The following is a 17,475-nucleotide window of genomic DNA, read 5'->3' as shown; positions in this document are numbered from 1 at the left end:
CATCGCCGCGACGGATGTGACCAGTGCGGTCGTCGCAGGCGGGTGCCGCTTGCCATGGGGAGCAACCGGCAGTCAGGCCGTCGCCGGCAGCGTGTGACGCTGACGGCCTTCACGCGTGCCGCGCCAGATGCACCGTGCCGCGCTGGAATCGGGCCGGCGACGCAGGCGTTACACGCGCCAGGCGGACGCCGACAACGGTGACGAAGCTCTGCTCCTGGGGGAGCAGGGGCGGCACTTTTCGGTCAGCGCGTCTGCGGTTCGTCGATCCTGGGCACGGAACCGCCACCCGACGGCCGCGGGTCCGCGCCCCTGGCTTGTTCAGCGCGCCGGCTGGATCCGTACGCGCACCTCATCGTCTTCTGTTGGCGGAGCTGCATTCGGCGCGGGCTGCGATGCAGCGGGCGCTGCCGGCGCTGGTGCAGCGCGATGGCGCATCACCACCACCATGGCCACCGCGCCGATCACCAGCAGCAGCGCCAGGCGGATGCGCCAGGCCCAGCTGCGTGCGCTGGCGCTTGAGCCGTTCTCGCCTTCGCGAAAGGTGTATTCCACGTTCGGCAGGTCGCGGCGGGTAGTGTCCAGCAGACGTGCCTCGCGCAGCAGATCGCGGGCACGTGGCTGGTCGTTGGCATGCACGATCCACACGGTGGGATGGGCTTGCGCATTGCCCTGTTCCAGATAGCTGAACTGGCCGCCGCGCTTGCTCTGGTAGGAGCGGCCATTGCTGATGCGGATCTCGATGCCGGCCTCGCGCAACAGGTTGGCCACGCCTTCGGCGGTTTCGATACGTTGACTGCTGAAGATCTTGCGCATGGTGGAAAACGCCGTTGGGTCCGGAACAGATGGCGCCGCTGCGGTGCCGGTTCAAGAGGAAGCATTGGGGACGGCGCGCGCGGGTGGGGGAGGCGGCGCGCGTGCGGACAAGCATGCCAGCTCGCGCTGCGACCGTTCGCGCGGCGTGGGCAGTGGTGCAGTCGGTCGCGCCGGGATGCGCCGGGCGGATCGACTCCGGCCCCGCGCGTGTGGCACTGCCTACTCCTTGGCCGGCACGGCGCTCGCGCTGCCGTCGGGCACCACCCGAATCAGCCCTTCCTGCGTGGTGCTGGCCACCAGCACGCCGTCGCGGGTGAAGAACTGTCCGCGCGCCAGGCCGCGTGCACCTTGCGCGGTGGGGCTGTCCAGCGAGTACAGCAGCCAGTCGTCGGTACGGAACGGGCGGTGGAACCATAGCGCATGATCGAGCGAGGCCATCTGCACGTTCGGCGTGTAGTAACTGATGCCATGCGGAAACGTGGAGGTACCCAGTAGCTGGAAGTCCGAGGCATAGGCCAGCAGTGCCTGGTGCAGGCCGACATCGTCGCCGATGGGGTCGCTCAGGCGCAGCCACATCTGCTGGAACGGAGGGCGCTTGGGCGGCTTGAGTTCGTCGCGCGGAAACACGTGGCGAAACTCGAACGGGCCGCCGCGCGACAGCCAGCGCTGCACCTTGGCAGGCAGTTTGGCCAACACATCCGGTGCCAGCGGGGCTGCCGGCTCGATGTCTTCCGGCGGCGGCACCACCGGCATCGCCGACTGATGCTCGGCGCCGCCTTCGCGTTCCTGGAACGAGGCCGCGCAGAAGAAGATCACCTTGCCGTGCTGGATCGCGGTGACCCGTCGCACCGAAAAACTGCCGCCGTCGCGGGTGCGGTCGACGTCGTAGACGATGGGGTGATCGATATTGCCGGCCCGCAGGAAGTAGGCGTGCAGCGAATGCGCCTGGCGGCCGTTGTCCACCGTGGCCTGCGCCGCCGACAAGGCCTGGCCCAGCACCTGGCCGCCGAACACGTACTTGGTGCCGATGTCGCGGCTCTGGCCGCGAAACAGATTGTCTTCCAGGCGCTCCAGCGACAGCAGGCTGATCAGTTCGGAGACCACGGGTTCGGCGGTGGCGGACAAGAGGCTGGCCTGGGCGTGCGACGGACCGCGATTATAGCGGCCGGCCCGGCGCTCGCTGCCGGCCAGGCGCCTCACGCCTTCTGCAGCCGCGCCACCAGGCCATGCAGGGCGGCCTGGGCGTCGGGCGCATACCAACCGTCGACGAAGCGTTCCAACTGGATCAGCTCCGGCGCCAGCGCGGCGCGTAGATCCGCACGCGCCACCGCGCGCGTGGCCAGCATCGGTTGGCGCGGCAACTGCTGCAGCTCCTGAAGCCAGGCCACTGCACGCGCGGTGACCAACTCGCCATCGACCAGTTCGTCCACCAGACCGATCTGCACGGCCTGTTCAGCCGGCAGCAGCTGCCCGGCAATCAGCAGGCGTTCGGCGCGGTGTGCACCCACCACCCGGCGCAACAGGCGCTGGATGCCTTCCGGGGCGGCCAGGCCCACTTGCACTTCGTTCAAGCCGATCGCGTACGGCCTGGCGGTGTCTGCGCTGCGTGCCATCACCCGGTAGTCGCAGCACAACGCGAGCACGCAGCCGCCGGCCGGTGCATGCCCGCCGATCGCGGCCACCACCGGAATGCGGCTGTTGGCCAGCGCCTGCGCCGCTTCGAAGAACGCCGTCCAGCTGGCCAGCAGCGCGGCGCGGTCGCTGCCGTGCGCCAGCAACTGCGGCACATCCATGCCGCCGGAAAAGATCCGTTCGCCGCCCGACAGCACGATGCCGTCGGCCTCGTCGCCGGCCTGCTGCACGGCTGCGCTCAGTGCCTGGCATAGCGCGCTGTCCAGTGCATTGACCGGCGGGCGCGCCAGGCGGATTTCGCGAACACGGCCATGGTCTAAGATCTGGATGCTCATTCGGGGCTCCTGGAGGTCGGGACATGATAGACGGCAGTCGAAGCAGGCGGCACCGGCATGCACGTGTGCTGCTCGGTGCGATGGCAGCGGCAATTGCGATGTCGGCCAGTGCCGGCGTTGCGGCGCAGTGCGTACCGGAATTCAAGGCCGGCTGGATCCGCATCCCGCCACCCGGTGGCATGGGGATGGCGGCAGGCTTCGGACAGTTCCACAACGGCTGCCCGCAAGCGCTGAAGGTCACCGCGGTGAAGAGCGGAGCGTTCGCGGATGTGTCCTTGCACGAAACCACGCAGAGCGACGGCGTCAGCCGCATGCGCGCAGTGCCGGAGCTGACGCTGCCGGCCGGCAGGACGGTCGCGCTGGCGCCGGGCGGCCTGCATCTGATGCTGATGGAAGCGCGGGCGCCGTTGCAGGAAGGTGCGCAGGTGCCGGTGACGTTCACCCTGCAGGATGGCCGTCAGATCCAGGCGACGCTTCAGGCACGCAAGCGCGCACCCGGGTCCTGAAATGCGGTGGTGGGGCGTGCGCCCCGCATGAGCCGCTGGCGCGCCCAGATGGTTGCGAGAGGTGCCGTCGCACTGCCGCCAAACGGTTGCTGCATGCAGCCGCTTGCCGGCACGCGTCGCCCCCGATGCGTGCCCGGGCACGGCACCGTTGCGGTCGCATGAAAAACGGCGGCTCCTGGGGGAGCCGCCGTCCTGGGAAACAGTCGCGTCCGTCGCGCTGCCGCCGCTCGCCGCTCAGCTACTGGCGGCCCGCACGGCGTCGGGAAGCGCGGCGCTCTTGCCGGTCTGCGTATCGATCCATACCACCACCACGTTGCCGTCCGAATACAGCTTGCTGTCGTCCTTCTGGTCGAAGATGCGGTGGCCGATGGTCACGCTGCTGGTGCCCAGGCGTTCGACGAACAGCTCTACGGTGATGTCGTTGGGCCAGATCAACGGCTGCTTGTAGTTGACGTTGGTGGCGGCGACCACCGGCGCGATGCGATCGGTCATCGCCACGCCCTGCACGCCGAGCATCCAGCGCACGCGCGCTTCCTCCAGGTAGGAGATGTACTTGGCATTGTTGACATGCCCCATGCTGTCCATGTCGCGCCAGCGCACGCTGATCGGGATGCGTGCCAGGACCTTGTGTTCGCTCATCGGCTTGCCTTCTTCTTCGCAGTCTTCTTGGTGGCGGAGGCGGCGGTTTTGCTCGCTTTCTCCGGTTTGACCTTGCGCGGCGGGCGCGCATCGGGCTTGTTGGCCATCGCCGCAGGGCGCGTCTCGCGTGCCTTGACCGACGGCAGCATCTTGGCCAGGAACTGCCCGGTATAGGATCTCGGTTCGGCAGCCACTTCCTCCGGCGTGCCGGACACCAGCACGGTGCCGCCACGGTGGCCGCCCTCCGGGCCCAGGTCCACGATCCAGTCGGCGGTCTTGATCACGTCGAGGTTGTGTTCGATCACCACCACCGTGTTGCCCTCGTCGCGCAGCTTGTGCAGCACGCCGAGCAGGGCTTCGATGTCATGGAAATGCAGGCCGGTGGTCGGCTCGTCGAGGATGTACAGGGTGCGGCCGGTGTCGCGCCGCGACAGCTCCTTGGACAACTTGACGCGCTGGGCCTCGCCGCCGGACAAGGTGGTCGCGCTCTGCCCCAGCTTGATGTAGCTCAGGCCCACATCCACCAGCGTTTCCAGCTTGCGCGCGATCGCCGGCACCGGTTCGAACAGGCGCAGCGCGTCTTCCACCGTCATCTGCAACACGTCGTTGATGTTGTAGCCCTTGTACAGAATTTCCAGGGTCTCGCGGTTGTAACGCTTGCCGTGGCAGACATCGCAGGGCACGTACACGTCCGGCAGGAAGTGCATCTCCACCTTGATCAGGCCATCGCCCTGGCAGGCTTCGCAGCGGCCGCCGCGCACGTTGAAGCTGAAGCGCCCGGGCGAGTAACCGCGCGCGCGCGCTTCCGGTACCTGCGCATAGAGCTCGCGCAATGGCGTGAACAGGCCGGTGTAGGTGGCAGGGTTGGAGCGCGGTGTACGACCGATCGGGGACTGGTCGATATCCACTACCTTGTCGAACAGGTCGAGGTTCTCGATTTCCCGATAAGCCGCCACCGGATGCGAGGCGCCGTTGATCTCGTTGGCCGCCAGCGAGAACAGCGTGTCGTTGATCAGCGTGGACTTGCCCGACCCGGACACGCCGGTGATGCAGGTCAGCAGGCCGGCCGGAATGTCCAGATCGACATTCTTGAGATTGTTGCCGGTGGCCCCGCGCAGATGCAGCATCATCTTCGGATTGGGCTTGTGGCGTTGTTTGGGAATCTCGATGCGGCGCTTGCCGGACAGGTATTGGCCGGTCAACGAGCGCGGCGATTCCAGAATGTCGTCCAGCGTGCCTTGCGCGCAGATCTCGCCGCCATGCACGCCCGCGCCAGGGCCGATGTCCAGCACGTGGTCGGCCAGGCGGATCGCGTCTTCGTCGTGTTCGACCACGATCACGGTGTTGCCAAGATCGCGCAGCCGCGTCAGCGTGCCGAGCAGGCGTTCGTTGTCGCGCTGGTGCAGGCCGATCGACGGCTCGTCCAGCACATACATCACCCCGACCAGACCTGCGCCGATCTGGCTGGCCAGGCGGATGCGTTGCGCCTCGCCGCCGGACAGGGTGTCGGCCTTGCGTTCCAGCGTGAGGTAGTCCAGGCCCACATCGACCAGGAACCCCAGGCGCTCGGCGATCTCCTTGACGATCTTGGCGGCGATCTCGCCGCGCCAGCCCGGCAACGACAGGCCACGGAAAAAGCTCAACGCCTCGTTGACCGGCAGCACCACCAGCTCGGGCAGCGGACGATCGGCCACGAACACATTGCGCGCTGCGCGATTCAGACGCGTGCCGTTGCAGGCAGGGCAGGGCTGCTGGCTGACGTACTTGGTCAGCTCTTCGCGCACCGCCGGCGATTCGGTTTCGCGGTAACGGCGTTCCAGGTTCGGAAGGATGCCTTCGAACCGATGCTTGCGCGTAGTGCGCCCGCCGGCATCGGTGAAGTAGGTGAAGCTGATCACCTCGTCGCCACTGCCGAACAGCACCGCCTGGCGCACCTTGGCCGGCAGCGTGTTCCAGACCGCGTCCACGTCGAACTTGTAGTGCTTGGCCAGCGAAGCGATCAGCTGGAAGTAGTAGGCGTTGCGGCGGTCCCAGCCGCGCACCGCGCCGGCCGACAGCGACAATTCGGGATGCACAACCACGCGATCGGGGTCGAAGAACTCGGCCACGCCCAGGCCATCGCAGCTCGGGCAGGCGCCCACCGGGGCGTTGAACGAGAACAGCCGCGGTTCCAGCTCCGGCAGCGAGTAATCGCACACCGGGCAGCTGTACTTGGACGAGAATAGATGCGGCGCGGCGGTCGGGTCGTCCAGCGACTGCACCGCCACCATGCCTTCGCCCAGCTTGAGTGCGGTTTCGAAACTTTCGGCCAGGCGTTGTTTGATGTCCTCGCGCGGACGGAAGCGGTCTATCACCGCTTCGATGGTGTGCTTCTGGCGCAGCGCCAGCGGCGGCACCGCATCGATCTCGTACAGTTCGCCGTCCACGCGCACGCGCACGAAACCCTGCGCGCGCAGTTGTTCGAACACCTGCGCATGCTCGCCCTTGCGGTCGCGGATCACCGGCGCCAGCAGCATGTAGCGCTGCTCCTGGTCCTGGGTCAGCATGTGGTCGACCATCTGGCTGACGGTCTGCGCTTCCAGCGGGAAGCCATGGTCCGGGCAGCGCGGTTGGCCCACGCGTGCATAGAGCAGGCGCAGGTAGTCGTAGATCTCGGTGATCGTGCCGACAGTGGAGCGCGGGTTGTGCGATGTGGATTTCTGTTCGATCGAGATGGCCGGGGACAGGCCTTCGATGTGGTCCAGGTCCGGCTTTTCCATCACGCTCAGGAACTGGCGCGCGTACGCCGACAGCGACTCGACGTAGCGGCGCTGGCCTTCTGCGTAGATGGTGTCGAACGCCAGCGACGACTTGCCCGATCCGGACAGGCCGGTGATCACGATGAGTTTGTCGCGGGGCAGGTCGAGGTCGATGTTCTTGAGGTTGTGCGTCCGCGCGCCGCGGATGCGGATGAAATCCATCGCCATGGGGGATCCGATGTCGGGCCGGCGAACCGGCGGTGGTGCGAGCGTGCTCAGCAGGAATGAGTGGCAGTCGATCAGCCTACCCGCCGACCTAGGTGAGGGCAATTGCCCCAGATGCCAGTCTGCCGGGGCCGTTGTGGCGGCCGGATGATGCGTTCCACCGGCCCATTGCGGGGGTGGTTGTGGCCGATCTGCCTGCGACTTGACCCGAAACCAGCCCGGCAAGTACAATTCCGCTCCTGTCTGCCCCAAGGGCAGGTCAGGCGACCATAATAACTACAGAGGAACACCTGGTCATGTACGCAGTTCTGGTAACCGGCGGTAAGCAATACCGCGTCGCGCAGGGCGAAACGCTCCGCGTGGAAAAGCTCGAAGTCGAAGCCGGCAACGAGATCAAGTTCGACACCATCCTGATGCTGGGCGACAGCGACGGCATCAAGCTGGGCGATGCGCTGAAGGGCGCCTCGGTCACCGCCAAGGTCGTGGCCCACGGCCGCGCCGACAAGGTGCGCATTATCAAGTTCCGTCGCCGCAAGCACCACATGAAGCGTCAGGGACATCGTCAGCACTACACCGAAATCGAGATCACCGGCATCGCCGGTGGCGACAAGAAGTAAGGAGAACCAGTCATGGCACATAAAAAGGGCGTAGGTTCCTCGCGCAACGGTCGCGATTCCAACCCGAAGTACCTCGGCGTGAAGATGTTTGGCGGCCAGGTCATCGAGGCTGGCAACATCATCGTGCGTCAGCGCGGTACCCAGTTCCATCCGGGCGCCGGCGTCGGCCTGGGTCGTGACCACACGCTGTTCGCGCTGGTCGACGGCAAGGTGGAGTTCTCCACCAAGGGCCCGAAGAAGCGTCGTACCGTCAGCGTGGTTGCCGAGGCGTAATCGCCCGCTCCATGCAGGCCAGTCCACGAGGCGGTAACGCCTTGCGGGCCAGACGGAAAGCCCCGCTTTTGCGGGGTTTTTCGTTTGAGGGCCGGGAGTGGGGATTCGGGATTCGCAATGGCGGATTTCGAGAGTCCCGATACCGTTGCTTCCTGCTGTTTCCGCGACCGCCAAGCGGCGTCCTGCGGTGCTGTTACCAATCCCAAATCACGAATTCCGAATCCCATGAAGCTAGTCGACGAAGCAGAAATCCTGGTCACCGCCGGTAATGGCGGCAATGGCTGTGTCGGCTTCCGCCGCGAGAAGTTCATTCCGCTGGGTGGGCCGGATGGTGGCGATGGCGGGGCCGGCGGCAGTGTCTGGATCGTGGCCGACGAGAACGTCAATACCCTGGTCGACTTCCGTCATGAGCGCACCTTCAAGGCGCAGCGCGGCGAGAACGGCATGGGGCGCCAGGCCTATGGCAAGGGCGGCGAAGACCGCATCATCGTGGTGCCGGTCGGCACTGTGGTGATCAATGTGCAGACCGATGAAGTGATTGGCGACCTGATCCAGCACGGCGACCGCCTGCTGGTGGCCAAGGGCGGCAAGGGCGGTCTGGGCAACATGCATTTCAAGAGCTCGGTCAACCGTGCGCCACGCCAGGCCACCACCGGCGAGGAGGGCGAGGAGCGGCTGCTCAAGCTCGAACTCAAGCTGCTGGCCGACGTCGGCCTGCTCGGCTTTCCCAATGCCGGCAAGAGCACGCTGATCCGCGCGGTGTCGGCGGCGACACCGAAAGTGGCCGACTATCCGTTCACCACGCTCTACCCGAATCTGGGCGTGGTCAGCGTCGAGGCCCATCGCAGCTTCGTCATTGCCGACGTGCCGGGTCTGATCGAGGGTGCGGCCGACGGTGCCGGCCTGGGCACGCAGTTCCTGCGTCATCTGCAGCGCACCCGCCTGCTGCTGCACCTGGTGGACATGGCGCCGATGGATGGTGGCGTGGAGGGTGTATCGCCGGCCGAACAGGTGCGCACGATCGAGCGCGAGCTGGAGCGTCACGACCCGGAGTTGCTGAAGAAGCCGCGCTGGCTGGTGCTCAACAAGGCCGACCTGATGTTCGAGGACGAGGCGCATGCCGCTGCCGAGGCCATCGTGGCCGAGCTGGGCTGGACGGCGCCATGGTATCTGGTCTCGGCGCTGGGTCGCGATGGCACCTTCCCGATCATGAAAGACGTCATGGCGTTCTTCGACCGCCAACGTGAGGACGAGCTCGAAGCGCGCGATGCGGGCTGAGTGCCGCAGCGGGCGCACAAAAAACCCGGCCAAGGCCGGGTTTTTCTGTATTGCCGGAAGCCAGGCTGCCGGCGTTGACGCGGTTGATCGCTTACGCGGCCTTGATGGCCTTGATGCGTGCGGTCAGGCGGCTCTTGTGACGTGCAGCCTTGTTCTTGTGGATCAGGCCGCGGGCGCTGAAACGGTCGAGAATGGGCTGGGCGACGGCAAAGGCGGCTTCGGCGCCTGCAGCATCGTTGGCGTCAAGGGCCTTGATCACCTTCTTGACGGCGGTGCGCAGCATCGAGCGCTGGCCGGTGTTGCGCTCATTGCGCACAACGGTCTGCTTGGCGCGCTTCTTGGCGGACTTGATATTGGCCACGGTGGTGGGTTCCTGAAAAATCGGTATGGTGGAAAAAGCAAGCGCGAAAGTATGATGGACCCAATTATGTACGTCAAGTCAGTTGTCAAGAGGGATCGCCCATGAGCACACCCCGCATGTTGAGGGGCCTGCTCTCGTTCAGCAGTATGACCATGGTCTCGCGGGTGTTGGGATTGGTGCGCGACCAGGTGGTGACCACCACCTTCGGCAGCAATGCGGTGACCGATGCGTTCTGGGTGGCTTTCCGGGTCCCCAATTTCCTGCGCCGGCTGTTCGCCGAAGGCTCCTTTGCCACCGCCTTCGTGCCAGTGTTCACCGAGGTCAAGGAGACCCGGCCGCATGCCGAGCTGCGCGAGCTGATGGCGCGCGTGGCCGGTACCCTGGGCGGCGTGCTGCTGGTGGTCACTGCGCTAGCGCTGATCTTCGCCCCGCAGCTGGCCACGCTGTTCTCCAGCGGAGTGGATACCGATCCGGCCAAGCATGGCCTGCTGGTGGATCTGTTTCGCCTGACGTTCCCATTCCTGCTGTTCGTTTCGCTGACCGCGTTGGCGGGCGGGGCGCTGAACAGTTTCCAGAAATTCGCCATGCCGGCGCTGACTCCGGTGATCCTCAACCTGTGCATGATCGCCGGGGCCGTGTGGCTGGCGCCGCGGCTGGGTGGGACGCCGGAGAAGCAGATCCTCGCGCTGGGCTGGGCGGTGCTGGCGGCGGGCATGCTGCAGTTGCTGTTCCAGCTGCCTTCGCTGAAAGGCATCGATCTGTTGACCCTTCCGCGCTGGGGCTGGCGACATCCGGGGGTGCGCAAGGTGCTGACCCTGATGGTGCCGACCCTGTTCGGCTCCTCGGTGGCGCAGATCAACCTGCTGCTGGACACCGTCATCGCCGCCAAGCTGACCGACGGCTCGCAGTCGTGGTTGTCGCTGGCCGATCGATTCCTTGAATTGCCGTTGGGTGTCTTCGGCGTGGCGCTGGGCACGGTGATCCTGCCGGCGCTGGCGCGCCATCACGTCAAGACCGACCGCGCCGCGTTTTCCAGCGCGCTGGACTGGGGTTTCCGGACCACCTTGCTGATTGCAATGCCGGCGATGCTGGGTTTGTTGTTGCTGGCCGAGCCGCTGGTGGCAACCTTGTTCCAGTATCACAAGTTCACCGCCTTCGACACCCGCATGACGGCGTTGTCGGTGTACGGGCTGAGCTTCGGCCTGCCGGCGTATGCCATGCTCAAGGTGGTGCTGCCGGCGTTTTATGCGCGCCAGGACACCCGCACCCCGGTGCGTGCCGGCGTGGTCGCGTTGGTGGCCAATATGGTGTTCAACTTCGCCTTCCTGGCAGTGCTGTACCAGCTCATGGTGCCGCCCGAGCTCAAGGCGCAGGGCGTGATGCAGGCGCTGGGCAAGCAGCCGGGGCTGCACCTGGCGCTGGGTATCGCCAGTGCGCTGTCGAGTTATCTCAATCTGGGGCTGCTGTGGTATTGGCTGGTCAGGTCCGGCGTCTATCAGCGCCGGCCAGGTTGGGGGGGCTATGCGACGCGTCTGCTGCTGGCGTGTGCGGCGATGGTGGCGGTGCTGTTGGGTCTGCTGTGGTGGCTGCCGTCCTTCACCACGATGGACAAGTGGCAACGGATCGGCTGGCTGGCGGTGCTGGTCGGCAGTGGCGGCCTGACCTACCTGGCAGCGCAGCTGGCGCTGGGCTTGCGCCCGCGCCACTTGCGCGAGAGCTGAGCCTGGAGTCGACTCTCTTCCCCCGCGTGCGGGGGAAGGTGCCCGAAGCGCGGATGGGGGTCGCACCGCGCCGGCGGCAGGCGTAGCGTCGCTGAGCGCTTGCGTGATCGGTGCGGGCCGTGCGGGTTGACAGGCACGGCTATACTCACGGGTTACGCATCAACGAGGACCGGCCGCAGGCCGGCATCTGTTTGGATCGAGGAATGAGCAGGCTGTTTAGAGACGTCGAGGGCGGGACGCTGTTCCCGCACGGAAGCGTGGTCTGCATCGGCGCCTTCGATGGCCTACACCTGGGGCATCGGGCATTGGTGCAGCACGCGGTTGCGCGCGCGCGCGCGCTCGGCGTGCCTGCGGTGGCGGTGAGCTTCGAGCCGTTGCCACGCGAGTTCTTCGCTCCGGCTGCACCGCCGCCGCGGCTGACCCTGGCGCGCGCCAAGATCGAAGGATTGCTCGGCTTCGGTGCCGACAGCGTGGGCCTGATCCGCTTCGACGGCCGCCTGTCGGCGATGAGCGCCGAGGACTTCGTGCGCCTGGCGCTGGTGCGCCGGCTCTGCGCCCGCGAGGTGTGGATCGGCCCGGAGTTCCGCTTCGGTCATCGCCGTGGTGGCGACATCGCCTTGTTGCGCGCCCTGGGCGATCAGCATGGATTTGCGGCCGGCGAGATCGCGCCGGTGCATCTGCACGGCGAGCGCATTTCCGCCACGCGCATCCGTCAATTGCTGGTGGCGGGCGAGTTTGCGCATGCCGCCGACCTGCTCGGCCGCCCGTACGCCATCGGGGGGCGGGTGGTGCGCGGCAAGCAGCTGGGGCGCACGCTGGGGTATCCCACCGCCAATCTGCGGTTTTCGCGCACCCCGGCGCTGTCGGGCATCTACGCGACCTGGGTGCATGGCGTGGCCGCGCAGCCGTGGCCATCGGTCTCCAGTTTCGGCACGCGGCCGACCGTGGCCGGCGTCGAGCCGTTGCTGGAGGCGCACCTGTTCGATTTCCAGGGCGATCTGTATGGCCGGCACCTGCAGGTCGAATTCGTCGCCAAGCTGCGCGACGAGGAAAAGTTCGATGGCCTGGAGTCGCTGACCGTGCAGATGCACCGCGACGCCGAACAGGCGCGTGCGGTGCTGGCAGCAACGGCGAGTTCTTCGCAACAGCCGGCCTATGATGCGAGTCCTTCGCAAGAGCCCGCACGTCCATGTGCGGACGATAGACATGCGAGTCCCTCGCAAGAGCCCGCACATCCATGTGCGGACTTTTTAAGAAATCCAGCGCAACGGTAGATTCCTGTGACCCAAGACTACAAAGCCACTCTTCATCTGCCTGCCACGGAATTCCCGATGCGCGGCGACCTGCCCAAGCGCGAGCCGGCGATGCTGGAGCGCTGGGAGCGCGAGGGGCTGTATGCGCAGCTGCGCGCCAATGCGGCAGGGCGCCCGCTGTTCGTGCTGCACGACGGCCCGCCGTATGCCAATGGCCAGATCCATCTCGGCCATGCGGTCAACAAGATCCTCAAGGACATCATCGTCAAGTCGAAGTATCTGGCTGGCTTCGATGCGCCGTATATCCCCGGTTGGGACTGCCATGGCCTGCCGATCGAGATCGCCATCGAGAAGAAGTACGGCAAGGTCGGCGTCAAGCTGGATGCGGCCGAGTTCCGCCAGAAGTGCCGCGAATACGCGACCGAGCAGATCGATCTGCAACGGCGCGATTTCAAGCGGCTGGGCGTGATCGGCGATTGGGACAACCCGTACAAGACGCTGGATTTCCGCTTCGAAGCCAATGAGATCCGCGCGCTGGCGAAGATCGTCGACAACGGCCACCTCACCCGTGGCGTGAAGCCGGTGCACTGGTGCTTCGACTGCGGTTCGGCGCTGGCCGAGGCCGAGATCGAGTACGCCGACAAGGTGTCGCCGACGGTGGATATCGCCTATCCGGTGCGTGACCCGGCGGCTGTGGCTGCCGCATTCGGCGCGAGCCTGCCGGCGGGCGTGGGTGTGGCGGTGCCGATCTGGACCACCACGCCGTGGACGCTGCCGGCCTCGCTGGCGGTGAGCCTGGGCGCGGACCTGGATTATGTGCTGGTCGAGGGCCCGGCCGACCGCGGCCAGCCGCGCTGGCTGGTGGTGGCCGAGGCCCTGGCGGCCAAGGCGCTGGCCCGCTACGGCGTGGACGAGGTCTTGGTGCATGGCCATGCCAAGGGTACGGCGCTGGAACGGATGCTGCTGGCGCACCCGTTCTATGCCGAGCGCGAGATCCCGCTGCTGCTGGGCGATCACGTGTCGGCCGAAGACGGTACCGGCGCCGTGCACACCGCCCCTGGCCATGGCCAGGAGGACTACCAGGTGTCCAGGCAGTACGGCCTGCTGGAGCGCTATGGCGCCGCGCAGATCAACCCGGTGGATGGCCGCGGCGTGTACCTGCCGTCGACGCCGCCGCTGGGCGACACCGTGCTGGCCGGACTGCATATCTGGAAGGCCAACGACATCATCATCGAGGCGCTGCGCGATACCGGCGTGCTGCTGGCGGCCAGCAAGATGGAGCACAGCTACCCGCACTGCTGGCGGCACAAGACGCCGATCGCGTTCCGTGCCACACCGCAGTGGTTCTTCTCGATGGAAAAAGCGGGATTGCGTGCCGATGCGCTCAAGGCCATCGAAGGCGTGACGTGGTACCCGTCCTGGGGCCAGGCGCGCATCGCCGGCATGGTGGAGGGCCGTCCGGACTGGACCATTTCGCGTCAGCGCACTTGGGGTGTGCCGATTGCGCTGTTCGTGCACCGCGAAACCGGCGAGCCGCATCCGCGCAGCACCGAGTTGCTGCGCCAGGTGGCCGACCGCGTGGAGCAGGGCGGCGTCGATGTCTGGTACACGCTGGATGCGGCCGAGCTACTCGGCGACGAGGCCGCCGACTACGACAAGATCACCGACATCCTGGACGTGTGGTTCGATTCGGGCGTGACGCACGAAGCGGTGCTGGTGGACCGCGGCCTGCCCAAGCCGGCCGACCTGTACCTGGAAGGCTCGGATCAGCATCGCGGCTGGTTCCAGTCGTCGCTGTTGACCGGTGTGGCGATGGACAAGGCGGCGCCGTACAGGCAATGCCTCACCCATGGGTTCACCGTGGACGAGCACGGCCGCAAGATGTCCAAGTCGCTGGGCAACGGGATCGAGCCGCAGGACATCATGAAGACCCTGGGCGCGGACATCCTGCGCCTGTGGATCGCTTCGGCCGACTACAGCAACGAGATGTCGCTGTCGCAGGAGATCCTCAAGCGCAATGCCGACGCCTACCGCCGCCTGCGCAATACCGCGCGCTTCCTGCTCGGCAACCTGCATGGTTTCGATCCACGGCAGCATCTGGTGGCGCTGGACGAGATGGTGCTGCTGGATCGCTGGATCGTGCATCGCGCGCACGAGCTGCAGGAAAAGATCGTGGCCGCCTATGCGCGCTACGATTTCGCCGAAATCGTGCAGGCGCTGCTGAACTTCTGCAGCGTGGACCTGGGCTCGTTGTACCTGGACGTCACCAAGGACCGTCTGTACACGATGGCCGAGGATTCGCGCGGCCGCCGTTCGGCGCAGAGCGCGATGTACCACGTGGCCGAGGCGTTCGTACGCTGGATCGCGCCGGTGCTGAGCTTCACCGCCGACGAGTTGTGTACCTATCTGCCGGGAGAGCATGTCGGCAACGTCCTGTTCGCCACCTGGTACGACGGCCTGGCGCCGTTGCCGGCCGATGCCGCATTGACCAGTGCCGATGTCGACAAGCTGCTGACGCTGCGCGAGCAGGTGGCCAAGGTGCTGGAGCCGATGCGTGCCAATGGCGCCATCGGTGCGGCCCTGGAAGCGGAAATCACCGTGGCCGCCGATGCGCAGACCGCTGCGCGCTGGCAGCCGTTGAGCCAGGAGCTGCGCTTTTTGTTCATCAGCGGCGACGTCACCGTGACCGCGGCCAGCACCGACGACATCTTCGTCAGCGCGCAGCCGACCACCAAGCCCAAGTGCGTACGCTGCTGGCACCACCAGGCCAGCGTGGGCAGCGACCCGCGGCATCCGGAGCTGTGCGGTCGCTGCGTCAGCAATATCGAGGGCCCGGGCGAGCAGCGTCGCTGGTTCTAGTGTCGCTGGTTCTGATGTCTGAATTCCTTCTCCCGCAAGCGGGAGTCCGCTTCAATATCCTTCCCCCGCAAGCGGGGGCGCTTCAATACCCTTCTCCCGCAAGCGGGGGCGCTTCAATATCCTTCTCCCGCAAGCGGGAGAAGGGGGCGCGCAGCGCCGGATGAGGGCCATACCGGCGCATCCACCGCCGCCTGCCGATTTGCCCGTTGGGCAGCTTCTTCCGAACCCGGGAGTCGCAACAGCCAAGGTGATTCCATGACCGCAAGACCCAAACCCTCCGCCCTGATCTGGCTGCTGCTGTCCGTTGCAGTGGTCGGACTCGATCAGTGGAGCAAGGCCTGGGTGCTGTCCAGCCTGCCTGAATACACGCCCGTGCCGGTCATCGACGGGTTCTGGAACTGGTATCGCACCTACAACACCGGCGCGGCCTTCAGTTTCCTGAGTGATGCCGGCGGCTGGCAGCTGTGGTTCTTCACCGCGCTGGCGGTGGGCATCAGCGGCTTGCTGGCGTTCTGGCTGTCGCGCACCGCGCGCGGGCACTGGCGTAGCGCGCTGCCGTATGCCCTGGTGATCGGCGGGGCGATCGGCAACGTGATCGACCGCTTGATGCACGGCCATGTGGTCGACTTCATCCAGTGGTACATCGGCAGCCATACCTGGCCGGCCTTCAACATCGCCGACTCGGCGATCGTGGGAGGCGCCATCGGGATCGCAGTGTTCGGCCTGTTCGACAAACACGGACATCGGGAATCGGGAATCGGGAATCGAGGCTGAAGCCGCTTGCTGGCGACTGTCATTCCCGCCGATCCCACTTCCCATTGCCGTAGAATGCCTGCCATGGATGTTTTGCTCGCCAACCCCCGCGGCTTCTGCGCCGGTGTCGACCGCGCGATCGAGATCGTCAAGCGTGCGATCGAGACGCTGGGCGCACCGATCTACGTGCGGCACGAAGTCGTGCACAACCGCTTCGTGGTGGACGATCTCAAGGAGCGCGGCGCCATCTTCGTCGAGGAGCTGGACGAGGTGCCCGACGGCGCCACCGTCATCTTCAGCGCACATGGCGTCTCGCAGGCGGTGCGCCAGGAAGCCGAGCGTCGCGGGCTGAAGGTGTTCGACGCTACTTGTCCGCTGGTGACCAAGGTGCATTTCGAGGTGGCACGGCATTGCCGGGCCGGCCGCGACGTGGTGCTGATCGGCCATGCCGGCCATCCGGAGGTGGAAGGCACCATGGGCCAATGGAGTCGCGAGCGAGGCGCGGGCAAGATCTACCTGGTGGAAGACATCGGGCAGGTCGCCACGCTGCAGATCGATCAGCCGGACAATCTCGCCTATACCACCCAGACCACGCTGTCGGTGGACGACACCATGGGCATCATCGAAGCCCTGCGGGCCCGGTATCCGGCCATGCAGGGGCCGCGCCATGACGACATCTGCTACGCCACCCAGAACCGCCAGGACGCGGTACGCGATCTGGCGCGGCAGTGCGACCTGGTGCTGGTGGTCGGTTCGCCCAATAGCTCCAATTCCAACCGGCTGAGCGAACTGGCCCGGCGCGACGGGGTGGAGTCCTACCTGATCGACAACGCCAGCGAGATCGACCCGGCCTGGATCGTCGGCAAGCAGCATATCGGCCTGACCGCTGGCGCCTCCGCCCCGCAGGTGCTGGTGGACGGCGTGCTGGCGCGGCTGCGCGAACTGGGTGCCGAGGGCGTGTCCGAATTGGAAGGCGAGCCGGAATCGATGGTGTTCGCGCTGCCCAAGGAACTGCGGTTGCGGCTGGTGGGCTGAGGCCGCTGGCAGCGGCCACCGGCCAGTCGCTAGCGGCCGGGCGATTGACCGCAGGCTCACCACACTTCTACAATTGGCGGCTCGCCGGAATAGCTCAGTTGGTAGAGCGGCGCATTCGTAATGCGTAGGTCGTAGGTTCGATTCCTATTTCCGGCACCATCACCTTGCACTGGGTCGGCCTTTGGCCGGCCCAGCTGCGTTTGGGCGTGCCCATGCAGTTCTTGCCTTCTGGAGGCAGTCGCACGGCCGCATCTTCCGGCCATTGCGAACCGGCGCCAGTACGCGTGGCGGCGTTTCGCTGCGCTGCGACAACATGTCGCACAATTTTGCGCGGATTAATTGCGGCGGATCATTGCCAACGGCTTTCGTGCAGGTGCAGCAAAGATTAAAATTGGCGCGCTAACCCGGGTCCTCGGTCTGCGCGCGCCCGCCATCAA

General features: G+C 66.2%; 15 protein-coding genes and 1 tRNA gene. 10 read left to right on the top strand and 6 right to left on the bottom strand.

The window, feature by feature from the left end:
• Positions 1-318 precede the first annotated feature (318 nt).
• The 3 genes from LL962_RS09410 to LL962_RS09400 all read right to left on the bottom strand — a co-directional run bounded on the left by LL962_RS09410 (position 319) and on the right by LL962_RS09400 (position 2,780).
• Complete coding sequence (locus LL962_RS09410) at positions 319-813, bottom strand: putative signal transducing protein (RefSeq protein WP_228316708.1); 495 nt, start codon at positions 811-813, stop codon at positions 319-321.
• Positions 814-1,032: 219 nt separating this feature from the next.
• The gene (gene tesB, locus LL962_RS09405; RefSeq protein ID WP_228316707.1) at positions 1,033-1,938 is read right to left on the bottom strand and encodes an acyl-CoA thioesterase II; all 906 of its coding nucleotides are present in this window, start codon (positions 1,936-1,938) and stop codon (positions 1,033-1,035) included.
• A gap of 71 nt (positions 1,939-2,009) precedes the next feature.
• The gene (locus LL962_RS09400) at positions 2,010-2,780 is read right to left on the bottom strand and encodes an enoyl-CoA hydratase/isomerase family protein (RefSeq protein ID WP_228316706.1); all 771 of its coding nucleotides are present in this window, start codon (positions 2,778-2,780) and stop codon (positions 2,010-2,012) included.
• A gap of 80 nt (positions 2,781-2,860) precedes the next feature.
• Between LL962_RS09400 and LL962_RS09395 the strand changes: the two genes are divergently transcribed.
• Entirely contained in the window at positions 2,861-3,286 is a 426-nt protein-coding gene (locus tag LL962_RS09395; RefSeq protein ID WP_228316705.1) for a copper chaperone PCu(A)C, read from the top strand.
• 234 nt (positions 3,287-3,520) lie between these two features.
• Here LL962_RS09395 and LL962_RS09390 read toward each other — a convergent pair whose 3' ends face one another.
• Both LL962_RS09390 and uvrA read right to left on the bottom strand, forming a co-directional pair.
• Complete coding sequence (locus tag LL962_RS09390; RefSeq protein ID WP_007967522.1) at positions 3,521-3,925, bottom strand: acyl-CoA thioesterase; 405 nt, start codon at positions 3,923-3,925, stop codon at positions 3,521-3,523.
• On the bottom strand, positions 3,922-6,891 hold the full coding sequence (gene uvrA, locus LL962_RS09385) for an excinuclease ABC subunit UvrA (protein ID WP_104584308.1): 2,970 nt from the start codon (positions 6,889-6,891) through the stop codon (positions 3,922-3,924). Before uvrA ends, LL962_RS09390 begins: the two co-directional genes overlap by 4 nt.
• A 293-nt stretch (positions 6,892-7,184) precedes the next feature.
• Between uvrA and rplU the strand changes: the two genes are divergently transcribed.
• From rplU to obgE, 3 genes are all read left to right on the top strand, one after another.
• Positions 7,185-7,505 carry a 50S ribosomal protein L21 gene (gene rplU / locus LL962_RS09380; protein ID WP_003484328.1) on the top strand — a complete coding sequence of 107 codons (321 nt, stop codon included), beginning with the start codon at positions 7,185-7,187 and terminating at the stop codon, positions 7,503-7,505.
• 12 nt (positions 7,506-7,517) lie between these two features.
• Entirely contained in the window at positions 7,518-7,778 is a 261-nt protein-coding gene (rpmA, locus tag LL962_RS09375; protein WP_104584306.1) for a 50S ribosomal protein L27, read from the top strand.
• Between the two features lie 225 nt (positions 7,779-8,003).
• Positions 8,004-9,056: a GTPase ObgE gene (gene obgE / locus LL962_RS09370; protein ID WP_228316704.1), complete on the top strand. Its 1,053-nt coding sequence runs from the start codon at positions 8,004-8,006 to the stop codon at positions 9,054-9,056.
• 91 nt (positions 9,057-9,147) lie between these two features.
• Here the strand turns inward: obgE and rpsT are convergent, their stop codons facing one another.
• Positions 9,148-9,417: a 30S ribosomal protein S20 gene (gene rpsT, locus LL962_RS09365; protein ID WP_002807888.1), complete on the bottom strand. Its 270-nt coding sequence runs from the start codon at positions 9,415-9,417 to the stop codon at positions 9,148-9,150.
• 116 nt (positions 9,418-9,533) lie between these two features.
• On the opposite strand from rpsT, the gene murJ reads away from it, so the two are divergent.
• From murJ to LL962_RS09335, 6 genes are all read left to right on the top strand, one after another.
• A complete protein-coding gene (gene murJ, locus LL962_RS09360) occupies positions 9,534-11,138 on the top strand; it encodes a murein biosynthesis integral membrane protein MurJ (RefSeq protein ID WP_228316748.1) in 1,605 nt (534 codons plus the stop codon).
• A 203-nt stretch (positions 11,139-11,341) separates the two neighbouring features.
• Positions 11,342-12,412: a bifunctional riboflavin kinase/FAD synthetase gene (locus tag LL962_RS09355; protein ID WP_228316703.1), complete on the top strand. Its 1,071-nt coding sequence runs from the start codon at positions 11,342-11,344 to the stop codon at positions 12,410-12,412.
• A gap of 6 nt (positions 12,413-12,418) precedes the next feature.
• Entirely contained in the window at positions 12,419-15,250 is a 2,832-nt protein-coding gene (gene ileS / locus LL962_RS09350; protein WP_228316702.1) for an isoleucine--tRNA ligase, read from the top strand.
• A 255-nt stretch (positions 15,251-15,505) separates the two neighbouring features.
• Complete coding sequence (lspA, locus tag LL962_RS09345) at positions 15,506-16,024, top strand: signal peptidase II (protein ID WP_228316701.1); 519 nt, start codon at positions 15,506-15,508, stop codon at positions 16,022-16,024.
• Between the two features lie 63 nt (positions 16,025-16,087).
• On the top strand, positions 16,088-17,038 hold the full coding sequence (gene ispH, locus LL962_RS09340; RefSeq protein WP_228316700.1) for a 4-hydroxy-3-methylbut-2-enyl diphosphate reductase: 951 nt from the start codon (positions 16,088-16,090) through the stop codon (positions 17,036-17,038).
• Positions 17,039-17,121: 83 nt separating this feature from the next.
• Positions 17,122-17,197: transfer RNA gene (locus tag LL962_RS09335), tRNA-Thr, on the top strand.
• Positions 17,198-17,475: the final 278 nt, after the last annotated feature.

Origin of the sequence: Xanthomonas sp. NCPPB 1067 (genome assembly GCF_020783795.1) — a bacterium.
Lineage (GTDB): Bacteria > Pseudomonadota > Gammaproteobacteria > Xanthomonadales > Xanthomonadaceae > Xanthomonas > Xanthomonas melonis.
The sequence above is the reverse complement of the archived record's forward strand: the minus strand, read 5'-3'. Positions and strand labels throughout refer to the sequence as shown.